The sequence below is a fragment of the Xanthomonas sp. WHRI 1810A genome, from assembly GCF_040202885.1.
In the GTDB taxonomy this organism is placed as follows: Bacteria; Pseudomonadota; Gammaproteobacteria; order Pseudomonadales; family Pseudomonadaceae; genus Aquipseudomonas.
In genome coordinates, this window is the sequence record NZ_JBEGED010000022.1 from 40,722 (window position 1) to 53,072 (window position 12,351).

At 61.1% G+C, this 12,351-nt stretch carries 13 protein-coding genes; 8 read left to right on the plus strand and 5 right to left on the minus strand.

Features of this window, described 5'->3' with window-relative positions:
• Window positions 1-4: 4 nt before the first annotated feature.
• A complete protein-coding gene (locus tag ABQX22_RS23930) occupies window positions 5-304 on the minus strand; it encodes a PilZ domain-containing protein (protein ID WP_349802359.1) in 300 nt (99 codons plus the stop codon).
• Window positions 305-570: 266 nt separating this feature from the next.
• Here ABQX22_RS23930 and rssB point away from each other — a divergent pair, with 266 nt between their 5' ends.
• Window positions 571-1,752: a two-component system response regulator RssB gene (gene rssB, locus ABQX22_RS23935; protein WP_349802360.1), complete on the plus strand. Its 1,182-nt coding sequence runs from the start codon at window positions 571-573 to the stop codon at window positions 1,750-1,752.
• Entirely contained in the window at window positions 1,752-2,234 is a 483-nt protein-coding gene (rssC, locus tag ABQX22_RS23940) for an anti-sigma factor antagonist RssC (RefSeq protein WP_349802361.1), read from the plus strand. Before rssB ends, rssC begins: the two co-directional genes overlap by 1 nt.
• An 86-nt stretch (window positions 2,235-2,320) precedes the next feature.
• Here the strand turns inward: rssC and tal are convergent, their stop codons facing one another.
• Window positions 2,321-3,247: a transaldolase gene (gene tal / locus ABQX22_RS23945; protein WP_349802362.1), complete on the minus strand. Its 927-nt coding sequence runs from the start codon at window positions 3,245-3,247 to the stop codon at window positions 2,321-2,323.
• 425 nt (window positions 3,248-3,672) lie between these two features.
• Here tal and ABQX22_RS23950 point away from each other — a divergent pair, with 425 nt between their 5' ends.
• The 3 genes from ABQX22_RS23950 (at window position 3,673) to dusA (ending at window position 5,250) form a co-directional block, all read left to right on the plus strand.
• Window positions 3,673-3,915 (plus strand): CopG family ribbon-helix-helix protein, encoded by a 243-nt coding sequence (locus ABQX22_RS23950; RefSeq protein ID WP_349802363.1) that lies wholly within the window; start codon window positions 3,673-3,675, stop codon window positions 3,913-3,915.
• Window positions 3,905-4,189 (plus strand): type II toxin-antitoxin system RelE/ParE family toxin, encoded by a 285-nt coding sequence (locus tag ABQX22_RS27000; RefSeq protein WP_441005322.1) that lies wholly within the window; start codon window positions 3,905-3,907, stop codon window positions 4,187-4,189. The genes ABQX22_RS23950 and ABQX22_RS27000 overlap by 11 nt, the downstream gene beginning before the upstream one ends.
• Before the next feature lie 62 nt (window positions 4,190-4,251).
• Entirely contained in the window at window positions 4,252-5,250 is a 999-nt protein-coding gene (dusA, locus tag ABQX22_RS23955; RefSeq protein ID WP_349802365.1) for a tRNA dihydrouridine(20/20a) synthase DusA, read from the plus strand.
• A gap of 242 nt (window positions 5,251-5,492) precedes the next feature.
• Here dusA and ABQX22_RS23960 read toward each other — a convergent pair whose 3' ends face one another.
• The 3 genes from ABQX22_RS23960 to ABQX22_RS23970 all read right to left on the minus strand — a co-directional run bounded on the left by ABQX22_RS23960 (window position 5,493) and on the right by ABQX22_RS23970 (window position 8,021).
• On the minus strand, window positions 5,493-7,235 hold the full coding sequence (locus tag ABQX22_RS23960; protein WP_349802366.1) for an OPT family oligopeptide transporter: 1,743 nt from the start codon (window positions 7,233-7,235) through the stop codon (window positions 5,493-5,495).
• 167 nt (window positions 7,236-7,402) lie between these two features.
• The gene (locus ABQX22_RS23965) at window positions 7,403-7,714 is read right to left on the minus strand and encodes a helix-turn-helix domain-containing protein (RefSeq protein ID WP_349802367.1); all 312 of its coding nucleotides are present in this window, start codon (window positions 7,712-7,714) and stop codon (window positions 7,403-7,405) included.
• Entirely contained in the window at window positions 7,701-8,021 is a 321-nt protein-coding gene (locus ABQX22_RS23970; protein ID WP_349802368.1) for a transcriptional regulator, read from the minus strand. The genes ABQX22_RS23965 and ABQX22_RS23970 overlap by 14 nt, the downstream gene beginning before the upstream one ends.
• A gap of 363 nt (window positions 8,022-8,384) precedes the next feature.
• Here ABQX22_RS23970 and ABQX22_RS23975 point away from each other — a divergent pair, with 363 nt between their 5' ends.
• The 3 genes from ABQX22_RS23975 to ABQX22_RS23985 all read left to right on the plus strand — a co-directional run bounded on the left by ABQX22_RS23975 (window position 8,385) and on the right by ABQX22_RS23985 (window position 12,237).
• Window positions 8,385-8,861: a sigma-70 family RNA polymerase sigma factor gene (locus tag ABQX22_RS23975; RefSeq protein ID WP_349802369.1), complete on the plus strand. Its 477-nt coding sequence runs from the start codon at window positions 8,385-8,387 to the stop codon at window positions 8,859-8,861.
• Window positions 8,862-8,904: 43 nt separating this feature from the next.
• A complete protein-coding gene (locus tag ABQX22_RS23980; RefSeq protein ID WP_349802370.1) occupies window positions 8,905-10,623 on the plus strand; it encodes a multidrug ABC transporter permease/ATP-binding protein in 1,719 nt (572 codons plus the stop codon).
• Between the two features lie 165 nt (window positions 10,624-10,788).
• Window positions 10,789-12,237: a lysine N(6)-hydroxylase/L-ornithine N(5)-oxygenase family protein gene (locus tag ABQX22_RS23985; protein WP_349802371.1), complete on the plus strand. Its 1,449-nt coding sequence runs from the start codon at window positions 10,789-10,791 to the stop codon at window positions 12,235-12,237.
• The last annotated feature ends 114 nt before the right edge of the window (window positions 12,238-12,351 follow it).

A 12,351-nucleotide genomic window follows, 5' to 3' on the forward strand; every position in this document is an offset into this window, starting at 1 on the left:
CCAATCAGTTCATCTTGAGGATCGTCAGCCCCAGCTTCTGTCCGCCTTCTTCCCGATCAGCCAGCCACACCACCTCGGTGTCGGCTTCCAGGCCTTTCAATGCCGCGTGCTCCGAATCGATTTTGACGCTGATCCGCTCGCCCACCTTGAAGGAGCGGGGCGCGTCTATCTGCATGCCGGAGCTGGATAAATCAACGCACACTGCCGGTATGATCTGCCCGGCGTACAGCAGACTGATATCGGCATCGACACGCATGCGGATGTAGTCACGTTTCTCGTCGTAGTCACGGTCATTCTGGCCCATGGCACATCCTTCGTTTTTGTTGCTGATTTGAAGGTTCTTATAACTCCCGGCGATTTGCGGTGTAAAGACGCAAACCGACCGCTGGAGCGCGCTTGAAACGCCCGGCGGATGGGAGTACCGTCTGCGCCTTGAAGGGCACCTCTGCAACTCGCCGCGCGGGATCAAAAGTCCGGGCGCACGGGTCCAGAGTGGCTAGAAGCGAATCCAGTACGCGGTCAGACACCCTCGGCCGCTTACGCCAACCTAATCTGGCGCCGTTTGCCCACATGCAAAAAACCAGTGCCACGTTGCTGATAATCGATGACGACGAAGTAGTGCGCGCCAGTCTTGCGGCCTACTTGGAAGACAGTGGGTTCAGCGTCCTGCAGGCCAGTAACGGCCAGCAGGGCTTACAGATCTTCGAGCAGGAAACGCCCGATCTGGTGATCTGCGACCTTCGCATGCCCCAGGTGGGCGGCCTTGAGCTGATCCGCCAGGTGACCAGTCTTGCCCCCGACACCCCGGTTATCGTGGTGTCCGGTGCCGGCGTGATGAGCGATGCCGTCGAAGCGTTGCGCCTGGGCGCTGCCGATTACCTGATCAAGCCCCTCGAAGACCTTGCCGTGCTGGAGCATTCCGTGCGCAGGGCACTGGATCGCGCGCATTTGTTGCAGGAAAACCAGCTCTATCGCCAGAAGCTGGAAACCGCCAACCGCGAGCTGGAAGCCAGCCTTCATTTGCTGCAGGAAGACCAGGACGCCGGTCGACAGGTTCAGATGAACATGCTGCCGACCAATCCCTGGGCAATCGACGCGTTCGAATTCGAACACGAGATTATTCCGTCGCTGTACCTGTCCGGCGATTTCGTCGATTACTTTCGCGTCGACGAGCGCCGTGTCGCGTTTTACCTGGCCGATGTATCGGGCCACGGTGCGTCTTCAGCGTTCATCACCGTGCTGCTGAAATTCATGACCACGCGTTTGCTGTTCGAGTCCAAGCGCGGCGGGACGCTTCCAGAATTCAAGCCGTCTGAAGTGCTTGGCCATATCAATCGCGGTTTGATCAGATGCAAGCTGGGCAAGCACGTGACCATGGTCGGCGGCGTGATCGACGAAGACACCGGGCAACTGACCTACAGCGTCGGCGGCCATTTGCCGTTGCCGATTCTGTATACGCCCAATGAAACGCGTTACCTGCAGGGGCGGGGCCTGCCCGTCGGGATCTTCAACGAAGCGAATTACACAGACCATGTGCTGGACCTGCCTGAGTCCTTTAGTCTTACGTTGCTCTCTGATGGCATTCTGGACCTGTTGCCAGGTGATACACTCAAAGAGAAAGAAGCCGCATTGCCTGAATTGGTGAAAGCGGCAGGCGGGAGCCTGGATGGCTTACGTCGCAAGTTTGGATTGGCCACACTCGGGGAGATGCCGGATGATATCGCCTTGTTGGTGTTGAGCAGGAACCTTTAATGAGTACCGGTAGAATCCAGTTTGCCGAGCAAGATGGTACGTTCGTCCTAAAATTCGTGGGTGAAGTACGATTGACACTGTGTTCGGCGTTGGATACGACAATTGAGCGGATCTTCACTGCGTTGAATTTCTCGACGGTGGTGATCGATCTGACTGAAACCCGCAGCATCGACAGCACCACGCTCGGCTTGTTGGCGAAGTTGTCGATCTTGTCGCGTCAAAAAGTAGGGCTGTTGCCGACCGTGGTGACCACCCACGAAGACATCACACGCCTGTTGCAGTCCATGGGCTTTGATCAGGTGTTCAACATCGTTGATCGCCCGATCCCCCGCCCTGAGTGCCTGACCGACCTGCCGTCCCAGGACCAGTGCGAAGAAGTGGTCAAGGCCAAAGTCCTGGAAGCACATAAAATCCTGATGGGCCTGAACGACTCCAACCGTGAAGCGTTCCACGATCTGGTCAACGCGCTCGAGCGTCAGTAAAACCAGGCACACTCGCCGCGCTGAACCCGCAGGCATGAAAAAGGGCGACATCCGTGAGGATGCCGCCCTTTTTGCGCTGATGACCCTTACAGCTTGGCCGACAGCAGTGCGTCCAGCTTCTTCTGGTCGGCGGCGAACTGACGAATGCCTTCGGCCAGTTTTTCCGTGGCCATGGCACTTTCGTTGGATTCCCAACGGAACTGGCTTTCGTTCAGCGTCACGCGCGGCTCGCCGCCATTGCCTGGCGACAGTTTGCGCTCCAGGGTGCCATTGTCTTCGGCCAGCTTCTGCAGCAGGTCCGGGCTGATGGTCAGGCGGTCGCAGCCGGCCAGTTCTTCGATCTGGCTCAGGTTGCGGAAGCTCGCACCCATGACCACGGTCTTGTAGTCATTGGCCTTGTAGTAGTTGTAGATACGGGTGACCGATTTCACGCCCGGATCTTCCGCGCCCACGTAGTCTTTGCCTTCGGCTTTCTTGTACCAGTCGTAGATCCGGCCCACGAAGGGCGAAATCAGGAACACCCCGGCGTCAGCGCAGGCCTGGGCCTGGGCGAAGGAGAACAGCAGCGTCAGGTTGCACTGGATGCCTTTCTTTTCCAGGACTTCAGCGGCCTTGATGCCTTCCCAAGTGGACGCAAGTTTGATCAGGATGCGGTCGCGACCGATGCCGAACTCTTCGTACAGACCCACGATGCGCTCGGCGCGAGCGATGCAGGCCTGGGTGTCGAAGGAGATGCGCGCATCTACTTCGGTGGAGACGCGGCCCGGTACCACTTTGAGAATCTCGCGACCGATGGCGACGGCGAAACGGTCGCTGGCCAGGTCGATGTCGCCGTTGCTGCCGCTGAACGCTTCTTTCAGGCGGTCGGCGTTGCTGTCGTTGGAGCCGGCTTTCAACAGCAGGGAAGGGTTGGTCGTGGCATCGACCGGCTTGAGTTTTTCGATGGCGGCGAAGTCGCCGGTGTCGGCAACCACCGTGGTGATTTGTTTGAGTTGTTCCAGCTTGGAAGTCATGAGCGTGCTCTGTCCTGTGGGTTTGATGACATTACCCGAGCGTCGCCGGGCACTCAAGGGCGTAAGCATAACGTACGCGGCTGATATTACGGTCTGCGGTCGCGGCCCTGTGCGGTGGGCGCATCCGCTGCAAATTCAGTCATGGCGGGCGGTTTCAACTGGCCGTCCATCCGTGTCGTCATGCGAACGCAAAGGGGGGCGAAGACTGGGTCCAGACTGGGTTTGAGCGCAGCGTGGGCTGCTTGTTCCCGGGCAATTCGATTAAGCGGGCTGGCGGTGGTGGGTGCGCCCACATGGGGCTTTTTGCACAGCTCGATTTTCCTTGCCGCGAGCTGTTGCTCGTATACACCTCGCGACAACCTGCCGGTCCCCACCGACGCTTGACGGTGTAACATGCCCGCTGATCACCCAAGACCGAGGTTGCCATGACCGGGATATCGCTGAACCTGCCGGAAGACGTTTCTGATTCGCTCGCCGACCTCGCCAAGACCAACGGTCTGAGTGCGAGCTACCTGGCATTGGATGTTCTTCGAGATTACATCAATCACGAGAAAACACTCACCACGAAGATCGAGTTGGCTGTGAAGGAAGCCGACGAGGGTAAGTTCGCCAGTGATGAACAGGTGGCGGCCATGCGTGCGCGGCGCTGGAGTCGGAATGCGGGTTGAGTGGCTGGAAAGAGCCCTCAAGAATCTGGAAGATGAAGCAAATTACATTGCGCTTGAAAACCCGGAGGCGGCGGACGAATTTTCGGAGGTTATCTTCGCAAGCGTAGATAACCTCGCCCAGTTTCCTGCCATGGGCCGTGAAGGGCGGGCCGAAAACACGCATGAGTGGGTTGTTCCAAACTGGTCCTACTTGATCCCCTATCGAATACGCGGTGACCGCCTGCAGATACTAGGTATCTTTCACACAAGGCAACGTCCACGGTCGCGGTGGTGATTTAGCGCCACCCTGCGAGCCAATGATAGAATCCCGCCATACCTCCCCGAGTTCCCGACTACATGTCAGCTACAACTTCCCCAAAGACGGCCGCTTTCAGTCGTCGCTTTTCCGTCGCCCCCATGATGGACTGGACCGACCGCCACTGCCGGTACTTCCTGCGCCTGCTGTCGAAGAACGCGCTGCTGTATACCGAGATGGTCACCACCGGTGCATTGCTGCATGGCGACAGCGAGCGCTTTTTGCGTCACGACGAGACCGAGCACCCGCTGGCCTTGCAGTTGGGCGGCAGCACCCCGGCGGATCTGGCGGCGTGCGCGAAGATGGCGGAGGCGGCGGGGTATGACGAGGTCAACCTGAACGTCGGTTGCCCCAGCGATCGGGTGCAAAACAATCTGATCGGCGCCGTGTTGATGGGCCACCCACAAGTGGTCGCCGATTGCGTCAAAGCCATGCGTGACGCGGTGTCGATTCCGGTCACGGTCAAGCACCGTATCGGTATCAATGGCCGCGACAGTTACGGCGAGCTCTGCGAATTCGTCGGCACGGTGCGCGATGCGGGCTGCACCAGCTTCACGGTTCACGCGCGCATCGCGATTCTCGAGGGCCTGTCACCCAAGGAAAACCGCGACATCCCACCGCTGCGCTACGACGTGGCCGCCCAGCTGACCCAGGACTTTCCTGACCTGGAGTTCATCCTCAACGGCGGGATCAAGACGCTGGAGCAGTGCCGTGAACACCTGACCACTTTCGACGGGGTGATGCTGGGCCGCGAGGCGTACCATAATCCCTACCTGCTGGCCGATGTCGACCGCGAGTTGTTCGGCAGTACCGCGCCGGCCATCACCCGTTCCGAGGTGTTGGCGGCCATGCGCCCCTACATCGCCGCGCACCTGGACGACGGCGGTTCCATGCACCACGTCACCCGGCACGTGCTGGGCCTGGGCACAGGGTTCCCCGGGGCCCGGAAGTTCCGACAGCTGTTGTCAGTGGACATTCACAAGACCCACGATCCGCTGGGCTTGCTCGATCAGGCGGGGAAGTTGCTGGAAGGGCGGTAAGCGTTCGCGAACACCTCAGGCGACTAGCCGACGCCGAACAGTGCCACGGTGAAGGAAAAGATCAGCACAAACAAGATGGTCATGTTGACAGTCATGGCAGGTAAGTCCTTGAAAAATCGATGGCGCTATCATCCCTGCACCGCCGTCTGAAAAGAACGGCGAAGTTCGGTATGTTCGATATTGATCGAATTGATAGTGAGCAGGGCAATCCCGCGAGCAGTTGTTCAGAGCACGGCGGCAGGCTAAAGATTCCGTATCATTTGCCAGAACGAGGCGCCGACCCCGGTGATGCTTTCGCCGGCGATCAAACCGGCAGCGGCGGTGATCGCAAACCGCTCGGTAATGGCGGGCCAGCGCCGGCTGACGAGCCAGGTCAGCACCGCGCCCAAGGCCATCATCAGCGACGTGGACGCCGGCAAAACAAACGACAACCCCAGCGCCGCAGAGCTGGGCAGAAAGCGCGTCAGACGCTTGGGCAGCAGACTGTCCAGCGCGCCCAGCAGCAGCCCGGCCACACCGCCCAGAAAAATCCCCCAGCGCACGCTCGGCGACAACGAATCCAGGCCGTGCATCAACGTCTGCGCCACGGCCTTCCAGGTGGCCACGGCAGGTGCCGGCCATTGCTCGGTGAGCAGCATGCTTTGCGGGTCCGGGATCAGCGCCATGTACACCAGCACCCCGACGATGCTGCCGATGAAGATGCCGATGCACTGGGCGATGACCTGTTTCTTCGGCGTGGCGCCGATGGCCATGCCCACTTTGAAGTCGTTCATCAAATCGGTGCTCTGGCCTGCCGCGCCGCCGGCGGTGTTGGCGCTCATGAGATTGATCGCCACCTGCCCCGGCGCCACCAGGCCAAAGCTGAGCTGCGACAGCTTGCCGATGGCACCAATGGGCGCAATTCCCGTGGCGCCGACCACCCGTGCCGCCACCACCGCCAGACAAATCGCCAGCGGGATCGACAGCAACGCCATCCAGACGTCGATGCCGAACAACGTCGCTTGCAGGCAGACCACCAGGGCAATCGACAGCGCAAAACCAGCGGCGGGCCCCGGCGACGGTTTGCGCCAGGTGAAAGCGTTGCGGCCCGGCGATTGACGGCGCGACTTGAACATCTGGATGACCAACGACGTCAGCGTCGAGCCCACCATCAGGCTCACGCCCGGCCACAGCAGCCACTCGACCAGTTTCGCGAATTGCGGCCCTGAACTGCCTTCGGGCAATTGCACCAGCCCTTGGGCCAGCAACCACGGCGCGAGGCCGCCCCACGCCAGTAGCGCCCCCAGCAACAGGCTCAGCCCGACGCGAATGCCGATGATGCCGCCAAACCCCATCAGCAGCAGCGAAGGATCGGCCGTGAAGGTCAGGCGTTCCAGCTGCGCAGTGGGCGCCCAGCGCGGGATCGTCCAGGCGAACGTATCGACCCACTTCACGCTGGCAGACAACAGTGCGGCGCCGAACAGCACCTTGATCCGCGCGACGGCTTCCTGGCCGTGGTGGTAAATGTGCTGCAGCGTCTCCAGCGTCGCCATGCCTTCCGGAAATTTCAGCTGTTTGTCGTTGAGCAGGGCAGGGCGCAGATACCACGCGATCCAGATCCCCAGAAAACTCACCGAAAACACCCACGCCATCATCGGAATCGGGTCCAGTTGCTGGCCCGTCAGCAAGGTGTAGGCGGGAATGGGTGCGACCAGGCCACCGGAGATGATCGACGCCGCTGCCGACGCCACCGTCTGGTTGATGTTGCTCTCGTGCAGGGTCCACGCCGGCTGTGTCTTGAACCGTCCCATGAAGCTTTGCCAGACCCCAAACCCCACCAGCAGCGCGATGATCGACATGTTGAACGACCAGCCGATCTTCAAGCCGGCGTAGACATTCGACGGCGTCAGGATGATGCCCAGCAGCACGCCCGTCATCACCGCCCGAACGCTCAGTTCCCGTTCGATGGGTACGACTTCGTGCAGGGCAGGAGAGGGAAGATTCATGAGCGATCCTGTGAATCCGGGCAGGCAATAGTGTGAGGCACAGCGCTGTAGAGACGGCCGAACCCACCACCACGACCTCCATAAGTGAGGGCGTGAGGCGCAGAAGGTTCAGGTTTGGGGGGATTTGAGTGGGTTTTCAGGTGGCTGGAACGGGCCTGGGGGCAACGTCAGCCTGCGAGTACATCGCGAAAGACGTCAGGACGAAGCGCCGCGATGTGCAGCAAAGAGCGTGCTGCGCCTGAGGGGGCGCGACGCCCTTGCTCCCATTCCTGCAACGTGCGGACAGACACACCCAGCAATTCGGCAAATCTGGGTTGTGAAAGGCCGGTCTTGCTTCGCGCCTCGGCGGCTTCGGTCACTTCAACTTTGTGGGTATCGCCATGACGCCCGGCCTTTACATCGAGAATGGACGCCAGTAATTCTTCGCCGAGGTTGCGTTGGGCGTCGCGCTCCATCAGTTGTTTCTCAGTCAGGGGCATGATTGAGCTCCTTTGCGATTTTGCGCAGTAGGTGCGCGGGTATGTTCTCGGTGGCGCCTTTACCATAAATCAGAAGAGCGACAAGGGCACCGCTGGCGAGCTGGGCGGTATAGATGACTCTGACCGCTCCGCTTTTCCCACGTCCCTCGGTTGTCCAGCGAACCTTTCGACAGCCTTCGGAGCCAGGTATGACGGCTCCTGCATCCGGATTGTTGGCCAGAAATGTCATAAAAGCGCCGCGTTCCTCTTCAGTCCAGTAGTCACGCCACAGTTTGCTAAACAGGGGAGATTCAATAATGGTCAACATGGTCGCGATCATACGTCTTTGACGTAGCTTGTGTCACTTGGCAAACAATCGTTAGATCTGTCTGACACACCGCACCTCAGCCTCGTACCAGCCCGCCAGCGCCTACCCAGAGCGCCTGTTTCCAACCGCAAACAGGGCGTTTCGCCATCAGCTTGACGACAATCGACTGTCTCTCAAGTTTCACCAATCGGTAAACTTTCTTACGTTGCAATGAGAATCGTTTGCGTTATCCTTCGCGTTCCTTTGTAACCAGGGATGTCGAACAAGATGGATTTTCGTCCCCCCATGGAGCGGCTGCCTGCGCAGCGTCCTCGTGTTTTACGACCCTCTCCCGTGTCCATCGACCCTCGGCGTGACGCGCTCATGTCCACGTATCACCTGCACCGGGAAGGGCTGTTGCGTCTGGCCGCGAAGTTTCTCGGTTGCCGCGCCCGCGCTGAGGACGTGGTGCAGGACGCATTTGTGAAGATGCTCGAAAGCGACCTGGCCTCCACCGAACCGGCACGCTACATGTTCCGCGTGGTGCGCAACCTGGCCATCGACCGTCTGCGAAGGCAACGGTTGGAGCGCGATCACGGCGCGCAAACCCAGTGGCAGGAACAGCCGCGTTTCGAGGTCTCGCCCGAGCGGGTCCTGGCCGGGCGCGAGTCGGTGAATCAACTGGTCGGCGCCCTCAACGAATTGCCCAACCGCATGCGCATGGTCTTCAACCTGAGCCAGATTCAGGGCTATACCCAGCGCGACGTCGCGCGGGTCATTGGCACCTCGCCGACGATGGTCAACTTCCTGCTGCGCGACACGCTGACCCACTGCCGCGCCCGGCTGGGCGATATCCAGTAACCACCGCCGTCGCTGTCCGGTTCATTTACACCTGGAGTCATCCATGAAACTCATTCGTCTGGTCTTCCAGCAATATCGCTGGCCCCTCGCCCTGGTCATGCTGCTGAGCGTCAGCAGTGGCCTGTTGAGCGTCGGCGTGATCGCCTTCGTCAACCAACGCATGATCAGCGCACACGAAGGGCTGGGCACCGCGCTCTGGCAGTTTGGCCTGATGCTGCTGCTGTTGCTGTGCCTGGCCTCCGGCGCGCAGTTGTCGCTGACCGCGCTGGGACATCGCTTCGTTTATAACCTGCGTCGGGTGATGGTCAAGCGCTTGCTGGACACCGACATCGAGCGCGTCGAAGCCATCGGCGGGGCGAAGATTTTTGCCAGCCTGTCCAGTGACATCCGCAGCGTGACCATGGCGTTCGTGCAGTTGCCGGACCTGATCTACGGTTCGGTGCTAAGCGTGACGGCGTTCAGTTACCTGGCCTGGCTGTCGCCGTCGCTGTTCGTCACGACCCTGTGCTGGATGGCGTTCACCCTGGGCATCGGCTGGTTGCTGGTGGGCCGGCTCAACGCGCAGTTGCGTCTGCTGCGCGAGTCCGAAGACCAGCTCTACCAGAGCTATCAAGGCGTGATCGACGGCCGCAAGGAATTGACCCTCAACCGCGACCGCGCCCGCCGGCTGTTCGACGAAACCTTCGACGCCAGCGCCCGCAAGTACCGCGACCACATCACCCTCGCGGACCGCTACCACGGCATCGCCAGCAACTGGGCGAACATCATGGTGCTGGGCACCATTGGTCTGGCGTTCTACCTTGCCAATGGCTTGGGTTGGGCGCCCACCGAGGTGGCTGCCACCTACGCGCTGACCGTGCTGTTCATGCGCACGCCGCTGGTGCTGGCGGTGGCGGCCATTCCGGCGCAAATCGCCGGGCGGGTGGCGCTGGATAAAGTGGAATCCCTGGCCCTGGCCGAGCATCGGGAAAGCTTCGCCGTGGCGCCGAGCCACATCGCCGGGCACTGGGAAACCCTGGAGCTGCGGGACGTCGAATACCACTATCCGGCCCAGGGCGATGAGCCGGGTTTCGATGTCGGGCCGGTCAGTCTCACGCTCAAACGGGGGGAAACGGTGTTCCTGATGGGCGGCAACGGCAGCGGTAAATCCAGCCTGGCGCGACTGCTCAGTGGCCTGTATCGACCGTCCGCCGGCGCGATCCTGATCGACGGGCAACTGATCACTTCCAGCGACTGGCCGGCCTACCGTCACTTGTTTGCGTCCGTGTTCACCGACTTCCATCTGTTTTCGCAGCTGCTCGGCCCCGAGGGCGAAACCAGCGAATCGAGCCACACCGATCACTGGCTTGATCAGCTGCACATGCGGCACAAGGTCCGGGTCGGCGAAGGCCATCTGCTCGACACGCGGTTCTCCCAAGGGCAGCGCAAGCGCCTGGCGCTGTTGCTGGCGCTGCTGGAGAAACGCGACATTCTGCTGCTGGACGAATGGGCTGCCGATCAGGACCCGTCATTCCGCCGCTTCTTCTATCGCGAGCTGCTGCCGATGTTCAAGCAGGCGGGGCTGACCGTGTTTGCGATCAGCCACGACGACCAGTATTTCGACCTCGCCGACCGCCTGGTGAAGATGGACAGCGGCCAGTTGAGCGAGCTGCAGGGCGCCCATCGGGACAGCGCCAGCCGCGATGCAGTGGAAGAAATCAGTGGGGGGGCAACTCCGCGCACTCAACGTGCCGTGGGGCAAGCTGATCTACATCCCCTGTAGGAGCGAACTTGTTCGCGAGGCGTCCTGGCTGACACACCGCGTCAACCGCTTCGCCAACAAGTGGGCTCCTACAGGCGTTCTCGGATGGGTCTGATTCATGAATTTTCCACGATTCGTGGCCACCGACTAAACAGCCGCCAGCCTCACCCGTCATAGTTAATGAGAATGACTACTAACTGGTTCGGCGCCAGCGATCCTGCCCCGGCCTGCACGGCCACCCCGATTGCGGCGCCGGAGCACCCCGGCACTATTCCAAAACGAGAGGCACGCATGGAACTCGTCTACGACTACATTGGCATCGGTTTCGGCCCGTCGAACCTGGCGCTGGCCATTGCCACCCAAGAGCATGCAGCCGCCAACGGTCAGGCCCCTCAGGTGTGTTTCCTCGAAAAGAAGCCCGCGTTCAACTGGCACGAAGGCATGCTGATCGATGGGTCCACCATGCAGATTTCCTTCCTCAAGGACCTCGTCACCCTGCGCAATCCGGCCAGCCGTTTCAGCTTCATCAATTACCTGAACGAGCGCGGCCGGCTGCAGGATTTCATCAACCTCAAGACCTTCTTCCCGACCCGCGAGGAATACACCGACTACCTGACCTGGGCCGCGTCGCACTTCACCGACCAGACGCATTTCGGCGAAGAGGTGATGGCGGTGGAGCCGTTCTTCCAGGACGGGCGCTTTGTCGCGGTAGACGTGTTGTCCCGCCGCGCGGACGGCGGCGTGTCACGGCGTCGGGCGCGCAATCTGGTGTTCGGCATCGGCGGCATTCCTGTCGTGCCTGCGCCGTTTGAGGGCCTGCAGGACCCGCGAGTGCTGCATTCCTCGCGCTATCGCGGCGGCATCGAGCAGGTGTTGGCCCAGCGTGCCGGGCCGGTAAAAGTCGCGGTGGTGGGCGGCGGCCAGAGCGCGGCGGAAATCTTCGAAGACCTGGCCAGCCGCTTCGACAACGTGGACGCCACCCTGGTGATTCGCGGCACCGCGCTCAAGCCGTCAGACGACAGCCCGTTCGTCAATCAGATCTTCAACCCGTCCTTCACCGACACCATTTTCAACCACAGCGAAGAGCGCCGCGACGCGCTGTTCAGCGAGTTCCGCAACACCAACTATTCAGTGGTGGACACCGACCTCATCGAGTCGATTTTCCAGCGCCTGTACCAGCAGAAAGTGCGCGGCGAAACCCGCCACCAACTGCTCACCAACCGCGAAGTGGCCCACGCGGAAATCACCGACGAGGGGATCGAGCTGTTCTTCCACGATGCCCTTCATGAACGCACCGACAGCCAGCGGTTCGACGTGGTGGTGCTGGCCACCGGTTACCGCCGCGACTACCACCGCCAGCTGCTGGCCGGGATCGAGGCGTACATCGACGGCCCGGCCGTGGACCGCCAATACCGGCTGGCCATGCGGCCCGGCAGCGAAGCGGGGGTGTTCCTGCAGGGCTGTTGCGAAGACAGCCATGGCTTGAGCGACACCCTGTTGTCGGTGCTGGCGATCCGCTCCCAGGAAGTCGTCGAATCGATCTTCGCCGACTACGCCCAGCCGTGTTCGTGTCGATCGGCCAGCGTCGCCGCCGTCGCGCCGCCGCGTACGCCGGCACTGAAACTGGCGCGCTGACCGCCGCCCATCACATCGGTGGCCCCACGCGGCCACCTGACCTTTCTTGCAACGTTGCAGGCAGCGCCACAAGGGCCGCCTGTGGGTTGAGGCTTGCCGAAAAACAGGTGACAG

Coding starts and splice junctions, on each gene's coding strand:
- ABQX22_RS23960 (WP_349802366.1), bottom strand. CDS start 7,235: ATGAATCTTCCCTCTCCTGCCCTGCACGAAGTCGTACCCATCGAACGG.
- rssB (WP_349802360.1), top strand. CDS start 571: ATGCAAAAAACCAGTGCCACGTTGCTGATAATCGATGACGACGAAGTA.
- dusA (WP_349802365.1), top strand. CDS start 4,252: ATGTCAGCTACAACTTCCCCAAAGACGGCCGCTTTCAGTCGTCGCTTT.
- ABQX22_RS23975 (WP_349802369.1), top strand. CDS start 8,385: ATGTCCACGTATCACCTGCACCGGGAAGGGCTGTTGCGTCTGGCCGCG.
- rssC (WP_349802361.1), top strand. CDS start 1,752: ATGAGTACCGGTAGAATCCAGTTTGCCGAGCAAGATGGTACGTTCGTC.
- ABQX22_RS23985 (WP_349802371.1), top strand. CDS start 10,789: ATGACTACTAACTGGTTCGGCGCCAGCGATCCTGCCCCGGCCTGCACG.
- ABQX22_RS27000 (WP_441005322.1), top strand. CDS start 3,905: ATGCGGGTTGAGTGGCTGGAAAGAGCCCTCAAGAATCTGGAAGATGAA.
- tal (WP_349802362.1), bottom strand. CDS start 3,247: ATGACTTCCAAGCTGGAACAACTCAAACAAATCACCACGGTGGTTGCC.
- ABQX22_RS23950 (WP_349802363.1), top strand. CDS start 3,673: ATGACCGGGATATCGCTGAACCTGCCGGAAGACGTTTCTGATTCGCTC.
- ABQX22_RS23970 (WP_349802368.1), bottom strand. CDS start 8,021: ATGTTGACCATTATTGAATCTCCCCTGTTTAGCAAACTGTGGCGTGAC.
- ABQX22_RS23930 (WP_349802359.1), bottom strand. CDS start 304: ATGGGCCAGAATGACCGTGACTACGACGAGAAACGTGACTACATCCGC.
- ABQX22_RS23980 (WP_349802370.1), top strand. CDS start 8,905: ATGAAACTCATTCGTCTGGTCTTCCAGCAATATCGCTGGCCCCTCGCC.
- ABQX22_RS23965 (WP_349802367.1), bottom strand. CDS start 7,714: ATGCCCCTGACTGAGAAACAACTGATGGAGCGCGACGCCCAACGCAAC.